19 protein-coding genes are annotated in these 18540 nt (G+C 59.2%); 13 read left to right on the top strand and 6 right to left on the bottom strand.

Annotated elements, in window-relative coordinates:
* The first annotated feature begins 98 nt into the window (after positions 1–98).
* From GOW48_RS13545 to GOW48_RS13535, 3 genes are read left to right on the top strand one after another with little or no spacing between them, the layout of a single operon-like run.
* Entirely contained in the window at positions 99–1280 is a 1182-nt protein-coding gene (locus GOW48_RS13545; protein WP_170754770.1) for an aminotransferase class I/II-fold pyridoxal phosphate-dependent enzyme, read from the top strand.
* A gap of 14 nt (positions 1281–1294) precedes the next feature.
* Positions 1295–4192: a DNA translocase FtsK gene (locus tag GOW48_RS13540; RefSeq protein WP_170754558.1), complete on the top strand. Its 2898-nt coding sequence runs from the start codon at positions 1295–1297 to the stop codon at positions 4190–4192.
* Between the two features lie 39 nt (positions 4193–4231).
* Positions 4232–4828 carry a LolA family protein gene (locus GOW48_RS13535; RefSeq protein ID WP_170754556.1) on the top strand — a complete coding sequence of 199 codons (597 nt, stop codon included), beginning with the start codon at positions 4232–4234 and terminating at the stop codon, positions 4826–4828.
* 12 nt (positions 4829–4840) lie between these two features.
* Here GOW48_RS13535 and GOW48_RS13530 read toward each other — a convergent pair whose 3' ends face one another.
* Positions 4841–5422 (bottom strand): transglycosylase SLT domain-containing protein, encoded by a 582-nt coding sequence (locus GOW48_RS13530; RefSeq protein WP_170355376.1) that lies wholly within the window; start codon positions 5420–5422, stop codon positions 4841–4843.
* Positions 5423–5482: 60 nt separating this feature from the next.
* Positions 5483–6364, bottom strand: a complete 882-nt coding sequence (locus GOW48_RS13525) for an AEC family transporter (protein WP_170754554.1) — start codon at positions 6362–6364, stop codon at positions 5483–5485.
* An 80-nt stretch (positions 6365–6444) separates the two neighbouring features.
* Here GOW48_RS13525 and hspQ point away from each other — a divergent pair, with 80 nt between their 5' ends.
* Positions 6445–6771 (top strand): heat shock protein HspQ, encoded by a 327-nt coding sequence (gene hspQ / locus GOW48_RS13520; RefSeq protein WP_170355374.1) that lies wholly within the window; start codon positions 6445–6447, stop codon positions 6769–6771.
* Positions 6772–6793: 22 nt separating this feature from the next.
* Here the strand turns inward: hspQ and GOW48_RS13515 are convergent, their stop codons facing one another.
* From GOW48_RS13515 to GOW48_RS13505, 3 genes are all read right to left on the bottom strand, one after another.
* Positions 6794–8371: a gamma-glutamyltransferase family protein gene (locus GOW48_RS13515; RefSeq protein WP_170754552.1), complete on the bottom strand. Its 1578-nt coding sequence runs from the start codon at positions 8369–8371 to the stop codon at positions 6794–6796.
* Positions 8372–8580: 209 nt separating this feature from the next.
* Positions 8581–9003 carry an ATP-binding protein gene (locus GOW48_RS13510; protein ID WP_234899500.1) on the bottom strand — a complete coding sequence of 141 codons (423 nt, stop codon included), beginning with the start codon at positions 9001–9003 and terminating at the stop codon, positions 8581–8583.
* Positions 9004–9045: 42 nt separating this feature from the next.
* A complete protein-coding gene (locus tag GOW48_RS13505) occupies positions 9046–9384 on the bottom strand; it encodes an STAS domain-containing protein (protein WP_170527408.1) in 339 nt (112 codons plus the stop codon).
* A 102-nt stretch (positions 9385–9486) separates the two neighbouring features.
* Here GOW48_RS13505 and GOW48_RS13500 point away from each other — a divergent pair, with 102 nt between their 5' ends.
* The gene (locus GOW48_RS13500) at positions 9487–10659 is read left to right on the top strand and encodes a thiolase family protein (protein WP_170754548.1); all 1173 of its coding nucleotides are present in this window, start codon (positions 9487–9489) and stop codon (positions 10657–10659) included.
* A 59-nt stretch (positions 10660–10718) separates the two neighbouring features.
* Complete coding sequence (locus tag GOW48_RS13495; protein ID WP_170754546.1) at positions 10719–11171, top strand: GAF domain-containing protein; 453 nt, start codon at positions 10719–10721, stop codon at positions 11169–11171.
* A gap of 6 nt (positions 11172–11177) precedes the next feature.
* Here GOW48_RS13495 and GOW48_RS13490 read toward each other — a convergent pair whose 3' ends face one another.
* A complete protein-coding gene (locus GOW48_RS13490; RefSeq protein WP_234899499.1) occupies positions 11178–11444 on the bottom strand; it encodes a DUF1294 domain-containing protein in 267 nt (88 codons plus the stop codon).
* A 132-nt stretch (positions 11445–11576) separates the two neighbouring features.
* Here GOW48_RS13490 and GOW48_RS13485 point away from each other — a divergent pair, with 132 nt between their 5' ends.
* Genes GOW48_RS13485 through GOW48_RS13455 form a run of 7 tightly spaced genes read left to right on the top strand, consistent with a single transcriptional unit; the run spans position 11577 to position 18530 of the window.
* Positions 11577–12146: a helix-turn-helix domain-containing protein gene (locus GOW48_RS13485; protein WP_170754544.1), complete on the top strand. Its 570-nt coding sequence runs from the start codon at positions 11577–11579 to the stop codon at positions 12144–12146.
* Complete coding sequence (locus GOW48_RS13480; protein ID WP_170754542.1) at positions 12147–12770, top strand: LysE family translocator; 624 nt, start codon at positions 12147–12149, stop codon at positions 12768–12770.
* A gap of 4 nt (positions 12771–12774) precedes the next feature.
* Entirely contained in the window at positions 12775–13155 is a 381-nt protein-coding gene (locus GOW48_RS13475) for a GFA family protein (protein WP_170754540.1), read from the top strand.
* Positions 13156–13170: 15 nt separating this feature from the next.
* A complete protein-coding gene (locus tag GOW48_RS13470; RefSeq protein WP_170754538.1) occupies positions 13171–15618 on the top strand; it encodes a GcvT family protein in 2448 nt (815 codons plus the stop codon).
* A 2-nt stretch (positions 15619–15620) separates the two neighbouring features.
* Positions 15621–16673: an alcohol dehydrogenase family protein gene (locus GOW48_RS13465; protein ID WP_170754536.1), complete on the top strand. Its 1053-nt coding sequence runs from the start codon at positions 15621–15623 to the stop codon at positions 16671–16673.
* Between the two features lie 14 nt (positions 16674–16687).
* A complete protein-coding gene (locus GOW48_RS13460) occupies positions 16688–17581 on the top strand; it encodes a homocysteine S-methyltransferase family protein (RefSeq protein WP_170754534.1) in 894 nt (297 codons plus the stop codon).
* A gap of 4 nt (positions 17582–17585) precedes the next feature.
* On the top strand, positions 17586–18530 hold the full coding sequence (locus tag GOW48_RS13455) for a GlxA family transcriptional regulator (protein WP_170754532.1): 945 nt from the start codon (positions 17586–17588) through the stop codon (positions 18528–18530).
* The last annotated feature ends 10 nt before the right edge of the window (positions 18531–18540 follow it).

Below are 18540 nucleotides of genomic sequence, written 5' to 3'. Positions count from 1 at the left end.
TCCCCTGATTCGCCATCACTTTGGCTGGACGAAACGGGGTGCGGCCTGTAACCTGCCTGAAAACGGGGCGCTATGATCCCGAACTTGAGGCAGTAGATATGAATTTCCCCGAGCGGTTTTCGAACCTACCGGAATACGCTTTCCCGCGTCTGCGCACCCTGTTGGACCACCATCAACCGGGCGGCGATGTGATTCACATGACTATCGGCGCGCCGATGCACGATTTCCCGGCCTGGGTGACGGATGTCATCTCTGAGAATGCCGCAGGGTTTCAAGGTTATCCGCCCAACGAAGGCTCACCCGAGCTGCGTGGCGCGATCACCGACTGGATCGCGCGCCGCTATGGCGTGACGATGGACCCCGACACCAACGTGATGGCCCTGAATGGCACGCGCGAGGGGCTGTATAACGCCGCCATGGCGTTGTGCCCCGAGGAAAAGAATGGCCAGAAGCCGGTCATCCTGTGCCCGAACCCGTTCTATCAGGTCTATATGGTGGCCTCGATCTCGGTCGCGGCGGACCCTGTTTTTGTATCGGCCACTGCTGCCACTGGACACCTTCCCGATTATGCAGGCCTGCCCGAGGATGTGCTAAACCGCACCGTCGCGGCCTATATCTGTTCACCCGCCAACCCTCAGGGCGCTGTGGCCTCACGCGACTATTGGGCCGAACTGATCGGGTTGGCGGAAAAGTACGATTTCCGCATCTTCGCGGATGAATGCTATTCCGAGATCTACCGTGACGAGGCACCGGTCGGCGCACTGACCGTCGCGCAAGAGATGGGCGCAGACCCTGAACGTGTGGTGCTGTTCAACTCACTCTCGAAGCGGTCGAACCTGGCTGGGCTGCGCTCGGGTCTGATTGCGGGCGGGCCGGATACGATCAAACGGGTCAAACAGCTGCGCAACTATGCCGGATCGCCACTGCCTTTGCCGTTGCAGGCCGCCGCCGCACGTGTTTGGGCGGACGAGGAGCATGTCATCCAGAACCGCGCGCTTTATCAGGAAAAATACGCCATCGCGGATGACGTGTTTGCAGGTGTGCAAGGCTATATGTCACCCGAGGCTGGGTTTTTCCTGTGGCTACCGGTCGATAACGGCGAAGAGACCGCATTGAAGCTCTGGCGTGAAACCGGGCTTCGGGTTCTGCCAGGCGCATATCTTTCCCAAGGCGATCCGGGACAAAACCCGGGCGAGCATTTTATTCGGGCCGCGCTTGTGGCTCCAAAAACAGAGTTGCAGCAGGGGCTGATTACGCTCCGCGACTGCATCTATTCGTGAGGTACGAGGGCAAAATGGCATCATTGAACGCGCGCAACCGCGATCCATTGCTGGACAGTACAACGCAAGCCGCCATTGAGCGGCGCAGCAAGGAGTTGATTGGGATTGCCTTGATCCTGCTGGGGCTGGCAGCTGCTGCTATGATCTGGTCCTACACGCCGGATGATCCGAACTGGATGGTCTCGACCGATGCGCCGGTGCAGAACTGGATGGGGCGTATTGGTGCGTCTATCGCGGCGCCCTTGTTCATGATCGTGGGCTGGGGCAGCTGGAGCATTGCCTTGGTTCTGATCGGCTGGGGCGTGCGATTTGCGGGACATTTTGGCGAGGATCGCGCGATTGCCCGGTTGATCTTTGCGCCGATCTGGATTGCCGTCGTCTCGGTCTATGCAGCGACCTTGGTGCCCGATGAGGCTTGGCGTTCGACCCATAGTTTCGGCCTTGGAGGGCTGTTTGGCGACACTGTCATGGGCGCGTTGCTAACCCTGTTGCCGGTCGCATCGCATTTCGTGGTCAAGCTGATGTCGCTGGCCATGGCGCTCGGGATGCTGGCGCTGGGCATTTTCGTCTTGGGCTTTACGAAGGACGATGTGCGCAAAGGCTTCCGGGCTTTTTTGCTGGGCTTGGTGATGTCTTACGACACGCTGATGAACCTGCTGGGCCGCAGTGCGTCGGCAACCGCGCAGGCGGCTCGTGACCGCCGCGCGCAATGGGATGAGCGCAAAGCCGCGCGTGTCGAAGCCGCCGAAGCCGTGTTCGACGATGACTTGGCTTACGCCGATCCGCTGTTCGAAGAGCCTCCGCTGACTGCGCCCGAGCCCGTGAAATCGGGCTTGCTGTCGCGTATCCCCGATCTGATCCGCCGCCCGGATCCCATGCCCGAGCCTGAATTGATTGACCGCGAGCCTATCGCCGATTTTGAAGAGATGCCGGGCGAAGACCGCATCCGGTCCAAGATTTCCGCCGCTGTGCGCAACCGTAAGGTCGCCGCGGGTGAGATGACGCCCGAACATGACCCGAACCTGCCGCTGACTAAAGGGCGGGGGCGTGGGCCTGATCCGTTGATCCTGAACTCTGGTGCGGGCGAATTGCCGCCGGAACCGCCGATGACCTCGACTGGTTTGCCACCCGAGCCGATGCTGACGGCAGAACCAACCGAGTGGCAGGAACCTCTGCATCAGGATTTTGCGCCCGAGCCGGACTATGATGAGGCCGTGTTCGAGGATGAGCCGATGGTTGAACCCGAGCCCGCCCCTGAGTCGCGCCCGGCGATGAAAATCCCGGTGGCTGAACCGCGCAAACCGGTTGTCGCGCAACCTGTGCGTCGCGCGCCGCAGCCTTCGCGCCGCGCGCAGGCCGAAGCGCAACCTGCGCTGTCGTTCGAGGACAAGCATTCCGATTTCGAATTGCCGCCTTTGGGCCTGCTGGCCAACCCCGCCAGCATTCAGCGCCATCACCTCAGCGATGAGGCGTTGGAGGAAAACGCCCGGATGCTGGAAAACGTTCTGGATGACTATGGCGTCAAGGGGGAGATCGTCAGCGTTCGCCCGGGTCCGGTTGTTACTATGTACGAACTAGAGCCCGCACCCGGTCTGAAAGCCAGTCGTGTGATCGGTTTGGCCGACGATATCGCACGCTCGATGTCGGCGCTGTCGGCGCGGGTTTCGACTCTGCCGGGGCGCTCGGTCATCGGCATCGAACTGCCCAATGAGAACCGTGAGATGGTGGTGCTGCGTGAAATCCTTGCCAGCCGTGATTTCGGCGACGGCAACCATGCGCTGCCGTTGGCCTTGGGTAAGGATATCGGAGGGGAGTCGGTCGTGGCGAACCTTGCCAAGATGCCCCACCTGCTGATCGCAGGGACCACAGGGTCCGGTAAATCGGTGGCGATCAACACGATGATCCTGTCGCTGCTCTATAAGTTGACGCCTGATGAATGCCGCCTGATCATGATCGACCCCAAGATGCTGGAATTGTCTGTTTATGATGGAATCCCGCATCTGCTGTCGCCCGTTGTGACCGACCCAAAAAAGGCGGTTGTCGCCCTTAAATGGGTCGTGGGCGAGATGGAGGACCGCTATCGCAAGATGTCCAAAATGGGCGTGCGCAACATCGCGGGCTACAACGGTCGAGTGAAGGATGCGTTGGCCAAGGGCGAGATGTTCAGCCGCACGGTCCAGACCGGTTTTGACGACGAGACCGGAGAACCCACCTTCGAGACCGAAGAATTCGCGCCCGAGGCGATGCCCTATATCGTCGTTATCGTCGACGAGATGGCCGACCTGATGATGGTCGCGGGGAAAGAGATCGAGGCGTGTATTCAACGTCTGGCGCAGATGGCGCGGGCCTCGGGTATTCACCTGATCATGGCGACGCAGCGGCCTTCGGTTGATGTGATCACCGGCACGATCAAGGCAAACTTCCCCACCCGGATCTCGTTCCAGGTGACCTCGAAAGTCGACAGCCGGACCATTTTGGGCGAGATGGGCGCCGAGCAACTGCTGGGGCAGGGCGACATGCTCTATATGGCTGGCGGGGCCAAAATCACCCGTTGCCACGGCCCGTTCGTGTCGGACGAAGAGGTCGAAGAAATCGTCAACCACCTGAAACAGTTCGGCCCGCCCGATTACATGAGCGGTGTCGTCGATGGCCCGGCCGAGGAAAAGGCCGACAATATCGATGCAGTTCTTGGCCTGAATACCGGTGGCAACACCAATGGCGAGGATGCTTTGTACGATCAGGCGGTGGCGATTGTGATCAAGGATCGCAAATGCTCGACCTCGTATATCCAGCGGAAACTTGCCATCGGTTACAACAAAGCCGCCCGACTGGTTGAGCAGATGGAGGACGAAGGCGTTGTTTCCGCAGCCAATCATGTCGGAAAGCGCGAAATCCTCATCCCCGAGCAATAGGATATTTAATAACAAGGGCAAAGCGCCTATCTGTGCCTTATGAAACAGATTGCTTTTGCCCTTGCTTTGACATTGGCCGCACCCGCCGCGTGGGCCGCGGACAAGCTGCCATTGTCGCAGATATCAAACTATCTGAACGAGTTGAAAACCGTTCAGACCACCTTCACTCAGGTCAATGATGACGGGTCGCTCAGCACCGGTAAGCTGTGGATTGAACGGCCGGGCAAAATGCGGTTCGAATACGACCCGCCTAACAGCGCTGTTGTTCTGGCGCGGGCTGGGACGGTTCAGATTTTCGACCCAAAGTCCAATCAACCACCCGAGCAATACCCCTTGCGGCGCACACCGCTGTCATTGGTTCTGGCGAGGAACGTGAACTTGGCTCAGGCGAATATGGTGGTCGGGCACGACTTTGATGGCACGGCTACGGTCGTGACAGCGCAAGATCCCAAAAACCCGGATTCGGGCCGGATCGAACTGATGTTTACCGGCGATCCGGTAGAGCTGCGCAAATGGGTGATCCATGACAACGCAGGCAGCCAGACTACGGTCTTGCTAGGGCCGCTTGAGACGGGCAGGAACCTGGATAACAACCTCTTCTCGCGCCGGACCAGAAGCGGGTCAGGCAATCGCTGACCCGCTGACCTTTTAGTAACGGCAGCCTGACAGTTGTGCCTGATACAGTTTGGCGCGTGCATCTACATTGTTGGCGACGTTCAACAGCCAAGTTTTGCTGTAATGACTGCCGCGAGCATAGCCGGTATGGCCCTCATGATACGCCAGATACTGGTTACGCGTGTCGTGCAGTTGGATCCCATTGCGATCTAGACTTTTGGTCATGTACCAGCCGATAAAGTCGGACGCATCACGGATACGGTCCCGCTTGGCACGGCGTTTGCCGGTCTCGCGCTGGTATTCCTCCCACGTGCCGTCCAAAGCTTGGCTAAAGCCATAGGCGCTGCTTTGGCGGCCCATCGGGATGACACCCAGCACGTATTGGTGTGGAGTGCGCGCATCGTGCCGATAGCGGCTTTCCTGATAGATTGTCGCCATCTGTACGTGAACTGGGACACCCCATTTCCGTTCTGTGGTTTTGAATGCCTTGATAAAGTCGGGCCGCTCGCGCGCAATGCTGCACGCGTCATTCAGCTTGCTGGGCGGCTGTTTCGAGCCGCCACTACAGGATGCCAAAAGCAGCACCCCGAAGAGTACGATAAGAATTCTGCTCATGTGCCTCGTGCCTTTTTTCTTTATTCTAGCGCAAATTGAGCGTTTAGGAAATCACAATCGTTACAGCACAATAGCTAGAATTATAGGCATTGCGCCCACCGACATCACGGTCGAGACCATAACCATACCCGCTACTGCGTCCGCGTCGGCTTCGAAGCGTTCGGCCAGCAAGTAAGAGGTCACGGCCACGGGCGCACACATTTGCAGCACCAGAACACCGAATGCGACCGAATCCAAAGCGAACGCCAGTGCGATACCCCAGCCAAGCGCGAAACAGACCGCCAGTTTCAACGCTGAAAGCCAGATAGCTTGCCCCAAATTCCGGGTGGTCAGGCGCGCTATTGCGACGCCGACAGTGATCAGCATCATTGGAATAGCCATTTGTCCCAATAGATCCAGTGTATTGGTCAGGAACAGTGGCGTTTCCCACCCGCGCCACAGAAATAGCGCGCCTAGCAAAGTGGCCCATACCATCGGTTCGCGTGCTACTTTGCCAAACGCGCCTTTGCCAGCAACCAGATAAATCCCGTATGTAAAAGAGAAAAGTGCAGTGACGGCCAGAAAGATCACGGCAAATCCAAGCCCGGCCTGGCCAAAGGCAAAAATGCAAAGCGGTAGCCCCAAATTGCCCGTGTTTCCAAAGATGAGCGGTGCAAGGTAGGTTCTGCGATCCAGCCCGGAAAACCGCACAAATAAACCGAATGCGACAGCAAGTACCAGATGGCCAACAATGGCCGCCAGTGTGAATCGCGTCAGCTCGCCTGCGGGAATCTCAGTTTGCATAAGGGCAACAAAAATAAGGCTGGGTACTGCAAGCGTGACCGCCAAACGAGTCACGAATTCCAGTCGGTATTCGAATCCGAACCTGACCCACGCATAGCCGATTCCGGCCAAAAGAAAGACCGGAGCAACAATTTCAAACACTGTCAGTAAGAGGTTCACAGACTGTTTCCCTTAATTTCCGATCATTGATTGGCATTTCAGCGCATAAAAGAGTAGTAAGACCTTTGGGGGCTGAAGATATGCTGAAGACAAACGCCAAGTACCGTCTGGGTCAGGTGGTTCGCCACAAAAAACATCCCTTCCGAGGGGTCATTTTTGATGTGGATCCGGAATTCTCGAACACGGAAGAATGGTATCAAGCGATACCGGAAGACAGTCGTCCGCTCAGGGAACAACCGTTCTATCATTTGCTGGCCGAAAACGACCAATCCTTCTATGTTGCTTATGTTTCTGAACAAAATCTGGTTGCTGACCAGTCGGGCGAACCGGTGGAACATCCCGATATTCCCGACATGTTCGGTCCGTTCGAAAACGGTGCGTACCCTTTGCACTTTCACCTGAACTGACAACGGGGCAGTCGGCGCTTGGTCAGTAGCCAAGCGCGCAACCGTCTTTTCTGGGATCGCTTGCGCCTTCAAGCACACCGTCCTCTTTGATGAGGATTGCCTGGGCACCGCCGAGCGGGGTTTCCGGAATTTCAACTTTGTGACCCATGTCGCCTAATTGTTCAGCCACCTTGCGCGGAATTCCGCGCTCGAGTTTCAGTACACCCCCATCAGCGAATGCGCGTGGCGCGTCGATGCTGGTCTGAAGGTCCAAACCGTGATCGGTGAGGTTCGACAACAGGCGCGCATGGCCAGTTGGCTGGAACGCTCCGCCCATCACGCCGAAGGGCATGGTGATCCGGTTGTCCTGCATGACCATGCCTGGAATGATGGTATGCATCGGGCGTTTGCCGCCGCCCATTTCGTTGGGGTGGCCCTGTTGCAGCGTGAACCCAGCGCCGCGGTTTTGCAGCAAAATCCCATATTTCTCAGATGCGATGCCCGAGCCAAAACTGTGGAAGATCGAATAGATCAGTGAAACTGCCATTCGGTCGCGATCGACGACGGTGATATAGATCGTATCTTTGTGAATTGCCTCAGTGACCGGTGCAGCAGCTGGCATCGCGCGATTGGGCTCGATTAACGCGGCTAAGCTGTCGGCAATACCCTGATCAGTGAACTTCTGAGCCTGTGCCATATGATCGGGGTCAGCAATGAACCGGTTGCGGGCGTCATAGGCCAATTTTGAGGCTTCAGCCTCAATATGAATACGCTCGACCCCGAACGGGTCCATACCGGACAGATCAAAGTTCTTCAGAATATTAAGCAGAAGAATCGCCGTGGCCCCCTGACCGTTGGGCGGATGTTCGAACAGTTCGGTGTCATGGTACCAGCCGCTCACCGGTTTCGTCTTGGAAAAGGCGGTCGAGGCGAAGTCCGCTTCTGTATGTACGCCGCCGCGGCTTGTCAGGGCATCGATCATGTCCTGCGCGATGTCCCCGGTGTAAAACGCATCCCTGCCGTATTTGGCAATCTGCCGCAGCACCTGGGCCTGACCGGGCGCGCAAAAAACCTGCCCGATTTCGGGTGCGGCCCCGTTGAACAGATAGTGGTCTCGTGCGGCGCCTTGCAGGTTGGGTGCGCCCGATATCCAGTCAAATGCCACCCGCGGCGCGACCGGAACCCCGATTTCGGCATAATGAACGGCGGGTTGAAGAATGGTTTCAAGCCCGAGTTTTCCCTCGGTATCAGCCAAATGGCAAAATGCATCCACCGCACCGGGGATTGTCACAGCTTCGGGCGTGTTCAAGGGTACAGTCTCCAAACCCTTGGCGCGCAGGTCTTGCGCTTTGGCCGAAGCAGGCGCGCGACCTGATCCGTTAAGAGCCCGAACTTTGTTTTCGCCCGCACGATTGAAAAGTACAAAGCAATCGCCGCCGATACCGGTCATTTGCGGCTCGCAAATTCCCAACAAGACCGCTCCTGCGATCGCGGCGTCCATCGCATTGCCGCCCTGCTGCAGAATTTGCAACGCAACCTGAGCCGCCAAAGGATGTGACGTGGCACACATGCCTTCGGTTGCCAGAACCTGTGACCGGCCCGGTGTATGGAAATCGCGCATAGTGATGCTCCCGTGACTGAACGCGCCGAACGTATCGCGCGGGTTGGTATTGTCCAGTCAAATCAAGGGGAAGTTCCTCGGCGCCGTTCACTGGGTGGGGGCTGTGACACTAGGCGCCGAGGGAAGCTATCTGAGCTACGAGTTAACTTTTGCTCTTTGTTTGCGGCGCGACAATGGTCTGATCTGGGCGTTATTGTGACATTTTCGGTCTAGCCCAAGCGTGGAAAGTCAAAGCGCAGGGACAGACGATTGCAGCCGTTCGTGTGTTCATAACGGATTTCGCTGGTCAATTCATGGATCAGAAACCAGCCAAACCCACCTTCGGGCAGATCATCCAGCGAGGAGCCAAGCGGGGCAGGGACCCCGTCAGGTACGCGAAACCCCGGCAGTGGGTTGCCTGTGTCCGAGATCAGGATCTCAAGCCAGTTTTCGTGCAATCGGCATCTGACCTTGACCTTTGCCGGTGTAATTCCCGCATATGCGTGTTCAACGACATTATTGATCGCCTCGGCCAGCGCGATCTTGACGTCGGCAGCTTTGTGTTGCGGCAGGCCCTGAGCTTCTAGGCAGGTGCTAATTCTGGCGATGCCAGTGCTGGCTTCAGCCTCGGTCGCGGCAAAGTTCAAATCCATGCAATTCTCGTCACACATGGCCATTGCGCCCATTCAGATCCGTCAGTCCGCCGCAGCCGTCAGCGCATCGTCCAATGTCGGGTACAGCTTGAACACCGTATCCATGCGCGTTAGCCGAAACACCTTTTCGACAAATGGGTGCAGCCCGGCCAAATCCAGGCGTCTTTCGCTGCCGAGTTGCTTCATCGACGCCACGATGGCCCCAAGCCCGCTGGAATCAATGAATTCCACATCCGTCAAATCCAGAACGACCCGTGGCGCCCCGCCTTGTGCCGTGCTTCGCATGTCTTCTTTGAACTGGATGGCCATCGCGGCATCAATCCGGTCGGAATGGACCGTAATGACCTGCGTTGTGTCAGTCGTTTTGCTGGTCAGGCTCATACGCGACTATCCTTCAAACTGAAAATAAATGGTAGAAATACGCTAGACGGCAAATCTTACCATTCGGTATCCAAAGGTAGGGAAGTTGAGAGGAGCATCCGTATGAAACAGGTCGTGATCGCAGGGGCTGCACGCACTCCGATGGGTGGATTTCAGGGGATGTTCGACGGGGTCACCGCTGCCGAACTAGGTGGGGCCGCAATCCGTGCGGCGCTTGATGGTGCACAGGCCGACACAGTGGACGAGGTTTTGATGGGCTGCGTTTTGCCGGCCGGTCAGGGTCAGGCGCCGGCGCGGCAGGCGGGCTTTGCTGCCGGGCTTGGCGAGGACGTTCCCGCCACCACACTGAACAAGATGTGCGGGTCGGGCATGAAGGCTGCGATGATTGCGTACGACCAAATCGCCTTGGGTCATTCCGACACGATGATTGCCGGCGGGATGGAGAGTATGACGAACGCACCTTATCTGCTGCCCAAGATGCGTGGCGGTGCTCGGATTGGTCATGGGCAGGTCGTAGACCACATGTTTCTGGATGGGCTCGAGGATGCCTATGACAAAGGCCGTTTGATGGGAACCTTCGCCGAGGATTGTGCCGAGGCGTATCAGTTCACGCGTGAAGAGCAGGATGAATACGCCGTGCGTTCGTTGTCCAACGCGCTGTCCGCGCAGGAAACCGGGGCTTTTGACGCCGAGATCACACCTGTCGTGACCCGCTCTCGTAAGGGAGAGATCACTCATTCGGCTGATGAACAACCGCAATCGGCGCGTCCCGAAAAAATTCCGACGCTAAAACCAGCATTTCGCAAAGACGGGACGGTAACGGCAGCCAACTCCTCCTCTATCTCGGACGGTGCTGCCGCTCTGGTTCTGGCGTCGACCGATGCTGCCGAGGCCCGCGGGCTTACCATACGCGCGCGCATTCTTGGCCATGCCAGCTTTGCTCAGGCACCGGGTTTGTTCACCACTGCTCCGGTTCCTGCGGCGCAGTCCTTGTTGGCTAAAATCGGGTGGTCCAAGGACGATGTGGATCTGTGGGAAGTCAACGAAGCCTTTGCGGTCGTGCCCATGGCCTTCATGCGCGAGATGGGCCTGCCCCGTGACATCGTCAATGTCAACGGAGGGGCCTGTGCGCTAGGGCACCCAATCGGCGCTTCGGGCGCACGGATCATGGTCACGCTTTTGAATGCGTTGGAAAAGCGGAACCTCAAACGGGGTGTGGCGGCCATCTGCATTGGTGGCGGTGAAGGGACGGCGATCGCAATCGAACGGGTTTGACGCTTTGGCGTTTTCGGCATAGGTCGCTGCACAAAGCAAATTGATCCGGACCAGTGACCATGACCGTCGACTATGCGCAGCTTGCTAAAGCCATTGCCGCTCTGACCGAGGGTGAAACGGATGAGGTCGCCCTGATGGCGACCGTCACCTGCGAGGTGCATCACAGCGATGATCGCTTTAACTGGACCGGGTTTTATCGGGTGACCGAGCCCGACCTGCTTAAGATTGGTCCCTACCAAGGTGGCCACGGTTGTCTTGTCATCCCCTTTAGCCGTGGCGTTTGTGGCGCAGCGGCCCGGACCCAAGAGGTGCAGCTTGTGGCTGACGTGGACGCATTTCCCGGCCATATCGCCTGTGCGTCCTCAACCCGGTCGGAACTGGTGCTGCCTGTCTTTGACGCGCAGGGTGAGGTGATCGCAGTGTTTGATATCGACAGCGATCTGCCCGATGCGTTTACTCAGGCAGATGCCGATGGGCTTGCCTCTATCCTCCGCGATGTGTTCGCACGCTGAGGTCGGTTAGCCCAGCAGCGGGGGCAGAAAGGTGAAGGCAGCATAGCAAGCAGCGGCCTGACCGATCAGGATTGCAAATAACCACCTCGAAAATCCCCGTTTGCGGGTCTTGTGGCGGAATATCCACCGCCCGACTATGGCTCCGGGGCTGCCACCCAGCGCAGCCAGCCATAGCAGACGACGTTCCGGCACACGGCGCTTGCGCCGCCGAGCGCGAAGTTTGTCCCAGCCAAAGGCCAGCAGGGTCAGGGTATTGATCGCCCAAAGATACATCACTGCAATCCACATGCGTGACCGATACCGAACGTGGCCGCGTTACCCAAGTGAAAAAACGCTTGGTTTTTTCATCGATTCGCGCCATCGTGAAAAACAGGGATGAAATTTCACGACAACACGGAGCGGTAATTGAACTCGCAGGCCCCCCAAAGCGCGACCCTTGGTGCTGATATCCGCGCCCTGCGCAAAGCGCGCGGGCTGACGCTGAGTGAGATTGCGGCAAAGCTGAACCGCTCGGTCGGGTGGCTTAGCCAGGTCGAGCGGGATATGTCCGATCCGTCCATCTCGGACCTGCGACAGATGGCTGATTGTCTGGGCGTGCCCATGTCGATGCTGTTTGCCCATTCTGCCGCCCCGGCGGATGAACAGGGATATGTGGTCCGCGCCGGATCACGCCGCCCGATGGGATCGGGCGAAGAAGGACTGATCGAGGAATTGCTATCGCCCGATCTGACCGATGATTTTGAGATGGTGCATTCCACCTTCGAGCCCCGCTCGCAGATGCAGACCCCCGCCGACCGCCCGACGCAAGAGGTGGGCTATATGATCTCGGGGCGGCTGGACCTGACGATTGGCGGGCGGCAGTTTTCGGTCGGGCCGGGGGACAGTTTCCGCATCAAACACGAATCCTATCACTGGGCGAACCCCTATGATGAGCCCGCCGTGGCCATCTGGGTTATCGCCCCGCCGGTGTATTGAATGAGCTTCGAGGCCTGGACCCTATTCGCCCTGTTCTGGGTGGTGTTCGTCACCACACCGGGACCGAATGCGGTCAATTGTATCTCAAACGGGATGAGCCTGCCCTTTGCCAAGGCGATGTTGGGCGTGCTGGCGATCCTGACACAGGCCAGCGCCTTTCTGGTCCTGTCGGCGCTGGGCGTCACGGCGCTGATCGCGGCCTCACCCACCGGGTTTTTCATCGCCAAACTGATCGGCGCGGGGTTCTTGATCTGGATGGGCATCCGCGGCTGGATCAATGCCAGCAAACCCGCGCCCGCGACCGAGCGACCCGCGCGCCACGTCTATCTGCACGCACTGGCGGTGGCGACGATCAACCCCAAAAGCGTGGCCGGGTATCTGGCGGCCTTCTCGCAATTCGTGCAGCCCGACGTGCCGGTCTGGCAGCAGATGGGGGTGATCATGCCCACCGCGCTGGTCATCACAACGCTCAGCTACACGGGGTTCACCCTGCTGGGTGCGCTGATGGGCAAGGCTGCGCTGGGGGCTGTGTTCAACATCTGGGTCCGCCGCGTGATGGCGACCTGTTTCATCATCTACGGCGTGTTGCTGGGCACCAGCGCAACGCCTACAGCAAGGGGGTAAAGACATGCACACCGGTTCCTGCCTCTGCGGCAAGGTCGCCTTCAACATTGACGGAGACCTCGCCGCACCCAACGTCTGCCATTGCGGCCAATGCCGCAGGCAATCGGGTCATCTGTGGGCCTCCTGCGAGACGCATGAAGACAACCTCAGCTTTACCTCCAGTGAGACGCTGGGTTGGTATCGCGCCTCGGACATCGCCAAGCGCGGCTTTTGCAGCGCCTGCGGCTCGTTCCTGTTTTGGCAGCACAATGATGAGGACACGATTGCGGTTTCAATAGGGTCTCTGGACGAGCCCACCGGGCTGAAACTCGCCCAACATATCTTCGTCGCCGACAAGGGCGACTACTACGACATTCAGGACGATCTGCCCCAGCGGGCATACTAACAGGGAAGCAAAACCATGAGTGATTTTCCAACCAAGGCCCGTGTGGTCATCATCGGCGGCGGCGTCGTCGGCTGTTCATCGCTTTATCATCTGGCCAAGAAGGGCTGGACCGACTGCGTTCTGCTGGAAAAGAACGAGTTGACGGCCGGGTCCACCTGGCACGCGGCGGGCAATGTGCCGACATTCTCGACCTCGTGGGCGATCATGAACATGCAACGCTATTCGACCGAGCTGTATTCGCGGCTGGCAGATGAGGTTGATTACCCGATGAACTACCACGTTTCGGGCTCGATCCGTCTGGCGCACAGCAAGGAACGGATGCAGGAGTTCGAACGCGCCCTGTCCATGGGCCGCTACCAAGGCATCCCGATGGAGATGTGGACCGCCGAAGAGGCCAAGGAACGCTATCCGTTCCTTGAAACCCATGACCTTGAGGGCGTGCTTTACGATCCGACCGACGGCGACATCGACCCGGCGCAACTGACGCAGGCTCTGGCCAAAGGCGCGCGGGACATGGGGCAAAAAATCATCCGTTTCTGCCCGGCGATTGGCGTGACACAGCATGACGACGATACATGGACTGTGCATACCGAAAAGGGCGATATCGCCTGCGATTACGTGGTCAACGCCGCTGGGTACTATGCGCAGCGTGTGGGCGAATGGTTCAAACCCTTTGGCGGGCGCACGGTACCAGCGATGGTCATGAGCCACCAATACCTGCTGACCGATGAAATCCCCGAGGTGGAAGCGTGGTCAAAGGAAAACGGCGGCAAGCTGCCGCTGCTGCGCGACGTGGATATCTCGTACTACCTGCGGCAGGAGAAGAACGGCTTCAACCTTGGGCCGTATGAGCCCAACTGCAAGGGCCATTGGATGACCGAAGACGATCCGATGCCCGAGGATTTCAGCTTCCAGCTTTGGAACGACGATCTGGACCGGATCGAAGACATCGTCACCGACGCGATGGAGCGGGTGCCGCTGATGGCAACTTCGGGCGTTGGACGTGTCATCAATGGCCCGATCCCTTACGCGCCGGATGGGTTGCCTCTGATCGGGCCGATGCCCGGCGTAAGCAACGCGTTTGAGGCGCACACCTTTACCTTCGGCATCGCGCAGGGCGGTGGCGCTGGCAAGGTGCTTGCCGAATGGATCGTCGATGGCGCGACCGAATGGGATATGTGGGCCGTCGATCCACGCCGCTACACCGACTACACCGATCAAGACTATTGCAACCAGAAGGGCATGGAGGTCTATGGCAACGAATACGCCATGCACTTCCCCCATCACGAATGGCCTGCGGCGCGCGACAAGAAGCTGTCTCCGGTTCATGACAAGATCAAGGAACTGGGCGGCGTTATGGGAGCCTATAACGGCTGGGAACGCGCCAATTGGTTCGCCAAGCCGGGCGACGATACCTCGCTGGATGCGACGCATACATGGGGTCGCTCTGGCCCGTGGGAGCAGCGGATCAAAGAAGAATGCGAGGCCGTGCGCGACCATTGCGGCGTGCTGGACTTGCCGGGTTTCTCGCGCTTCATGGTTAAGGGCGAAGGTGCTGCCGAGGCACTGCGCGGGCTGGTGACGGGCGGTCTGCCCAAGGTGGGCCGGATCAATCTGGTCTATATCGCCGACGACCGGGGCCGCATCCTGACCGAGATGTCCTGCTTGCGTCTGGGCGAAGATGAGTTCGTCATGATCACCGCCGCCACCGCGCAATGGCACGACCGGGACATTCTGGTGAATGCGATGCCCTCGGGCGTCAATGTCGAGGATGTGACCACCACCCGCGACACGCTGATCGTCACCGGGCCGAAGTCGCGGGACATCCTGTCGGGTCTGACCGATGCCGACCTGTCGCTGGGATGGCTGACCCATCAGGCCGCCACTGTGGCAGGGAAACCCGCCTATCTGATCCGCGTATCCTTTGCTGGCGAACTGGGTTGGGAAGTTCACGCTCTGAACGACGACATGCCTGCGATCTATGACGCGATCCTTGAGGCTGGTGCCACGCCGTTTGGCATGTATGCGCTGAACTCGCTGCGGATCGAAAAAGGCTACCGCGCGTGGAAGGGCGACCTGTCGACCGATTACTCTCTGCTGGAAGGCGGGCTGGGGCGCTTCGTCAAACTAGACAAGCCGCAGGATTTCCCCGGCAAGGCCGCGATCCTGAACGAAAAGCAGCAGGGGGTGAAGAAGTCCTTCGTGACGCTGACGGTCGAGGCCGGTGACTGCGACGCGCCTTACATGTCCTGCATCTGGCAAGGCGACCAGATCGTGGGCGAGACCACATCGGGCGCATGGGGCTATCGCGTGGGCAAATCCATCGCGCTGGGCATGATCAAGTCGGAACTGGCAAATCCGGGCACCGCGTTGGAGGTCGAGATCTACGGCCAGAAATACCCCGCTGTGGTGCAAGAGGATCAACCCCTCTGGGATCCGGCCAACGACCGGCTGCGGGCCTGACCATGGCTGTTCCGCGCGTCATGCAGGGCGTTCACCTGACCCGCCACGGCGGGCCAGAGGCGCTGGAGTGGCGCGCGGATATCCCGGTGCCACAACCCGGGCCCGGTCAGGTGCTGGTTCGGGTCGCGGCAGCTGGGGTCAACAACACCGATATCAACACACGTGTCGGCTGGTATTCCTCAGACATTACCGGCGCGACGGATGCGGTGGATCAGGAGGTCGACGCGGGCGGCTGGGGTGGCGCGTTACACTTCCCGCGCATTCAGGGCGGCGATCTGTGCGGCATCGTTGAACTTGCCGGACCCGAGACTGGGTTCCAACCCGGCCAGCGTGTAACCTGCCCGATCAACCTGCCGCGCCCACGCCCCGGCAACCCGACCGGGTTTATCGCGCTGGGGTCCGAGATTGACGGGGCCTTCGCGCAATATTGTTTGGTTGAGGCGTCGGACCTGTATGACGTCTCGGCCTCACCGCTGTCGGATGCCGAGATCGCTGCCATCCCCTGTGCTTTTGGCACGGCGGAAAACCTGCTGACCCGCGCAGGCGTGACTGCAGGCCACAAGGTTTTAATCACCGGAGCTTCGGGCGGGGTCGGTCTGGCTGCTGTGCAACTTGCCCGGCTACGCGGAGCGACCGTGTGGGGTGTCACCAGCCCAGCCAAAGCCGATGTGGTCAAAGATCAAGGGGCAACGGATACGTTTGACCGAAACGCGCCCTTGCCGAAAGACATGTTCGATGTGGTGATCGACGTCGTCGGCGGTCCCGCGTGGCCCAACCTGATCCTGTCGCTGAAACCCGGCGGGCAGTATGCGGTATCTGGTGCCATCGCCGGCCCCATCGTTCAGGCCGATCTGCGCGATATCTATTTGCGCGACATCACCATCCACGGCTGCACCCATCAGGCCTTCGAGGTTTTCGGACGATTGGTCGAACTTATGAACGCAGGCCGGATCAAACCTTTGATCTCAAAAACCTATCCGCTAAGAGATATCGCCAAAGCGCAAGAGGACTTTCAGTCCAAAGCATTTGCGGGAAAACTGGTTCTCATTCCCTGAGGAAAGGTAAGGCTATGGCGGATATCACCCTGTTGGACGGCTCGATCGGGCAGGAACTGGTCAAGCGCGGTGGCGAAAAGCCCACGCCTTTGTGGTCAACGCGCGTGATGATAGATCAGCCCGAACTGGTGGGGCAAGTCCATGCCGATTACTTCCGCCGTGGCGCGACGGTGGCGACCACGAACACCTATGCCGTGCACCGCTCGCGCTTGGTGCGCGAAGGGATCGAGGATCAACTGCCCGCCCTGATCGACTCGGCGCTGACACAGGCAGAACGCGCGCGGCCGCCCTCGAGCGGGCGGATCGCAGGGGCACTGGGGCCGCTTCTGGCCTCATACCGGCCCGACCTGAAGCCCGATGTGGAAGACGCGGCCTTGAAGTATGCCGAGCTGGTCGGTCTGATGAACGACCGGGTGGACCTATTCCTGCTGGAAACCGTCTCGTCCCTGCAAGAGGCCGAAGGCGCGTTGCGCGGGACGGAAAGCGCAACCAAACCCGTCTGGCTGGCGCTGTCAGTGATGGATAATGACGGCACCCGCCTGCGTTCGGGCGAGCATCTGGCGCAGGTCGCGCCTCTGGTCGATCGCTTCGCGCCCGATGCGGTTCTGATCAACTGTACCCGCCCGGAATCGGTGATGCCCGCACTGATGATCCTTGAAACGATGGGCCGCCCTTACGGGGCCTATGCCAATGGCTTCACCGGCATCACACAAGGGTTTTTGGAAGACGCCCCCACCGTCGATGCGCTGCAAGAACGTCATGATCTGACCCCCGAAGCCTATGCCGATTTCGCCATGTCCTGGGTCGAACACGGGGCCACCATCGTCGGTGGCTGCTGCGAAGTCGGCCCCGATCATATCGAAGCGCTGGCCCACGCGCTGCACGCCGCCCGACACCGGATCGTCTAGGGCGATGGCGGGTCAGCAGCATTTCGATATCCTCGTCGCCCCCGGCTATGTGCTGCTGGAACTGGCGTCGCTGGTCGAGGTGCTGCGGCTGGCCAATCGCGTTTGTCCGCGTCCGCCCTTTACCTATGCGTATAAATCTTTGAAGGGCGGGCCTATTCATTCCAGCAGCGACGCGATGATTCAGACCGAGCCTGTCAGCGCCCAACCCAAAGCGGACTACCTGTTTGTCATCGGCAATACCGACCCCGATCACCCCGATCTGTCCTTGGGTCGCGTGGTGTCGGATTACACCTATCGCGGCGCACAGGTGTTTTTGCTGGCTGAAGCCGCCAGCCGCTATATCGACGAACACGGCACCGAGGATATGGCAACCCATTGGGAAAACGCCTCGTTCTTGCGCGAACGCGGCGCCCGGTTCGAGGCCAAGCTGTCCATCGCGACGCGACAAGGCGCTGTCGTGACCTGCGCGGGGATGGAGGCGACGACGGATGTGGCGTTGTCGGTGATTGGCCGTCATATCTCGGGACCCGCCAAGATGACTGTTGCCGATATCATGCTGCACGAAAATATCCGCGATTTCTCCTCGATGCAGCCGTTTTCCGGCACACGTCTGACCGCCACCGGGGATGCCAAGCTGGACCAGTGCATCAAGTTGATGCAGGCCAATATCGAAGACCCTTTGCCGATCCATCAGATCGTCGAGGAACTGCATCTGTCCAACCGCTCGCTCGAGCGCAAGTTCAAGACCTTCTTCGGCACCACCCCCAACGGGTTCTACCGCGAGATGCGGCTGGCCAAGGCCAACAACCTGCTTCTCAACACCACCATGAGCGTGCGCGAGATCGGCCTGGCCTGCGGGTTCCCGAACGGGTTTTCGTCTGTTTACAAAAGCTTTTTCGGCGTCACGCCCTTTGTTCTTCGTCGCGAAAAGCGCGCGACACATCGGTGAAAATTACCGA

It is taken from the genome of Ruegeria lacuscaerulensis (assembly GCF_013033355.1).
Classification (GTDB): Bacteria; Pseudomonadota; Alphaproteobacteria; order Rhodobacterales; family Rhodobacteraceae; genus Ruegeria; species Ruegeria lacuscaerulensis_A.
Note: the sequence above shows the minus strand (reverse complement) of the source record. Positions and strands in the feature narration are given on the sequence as shown.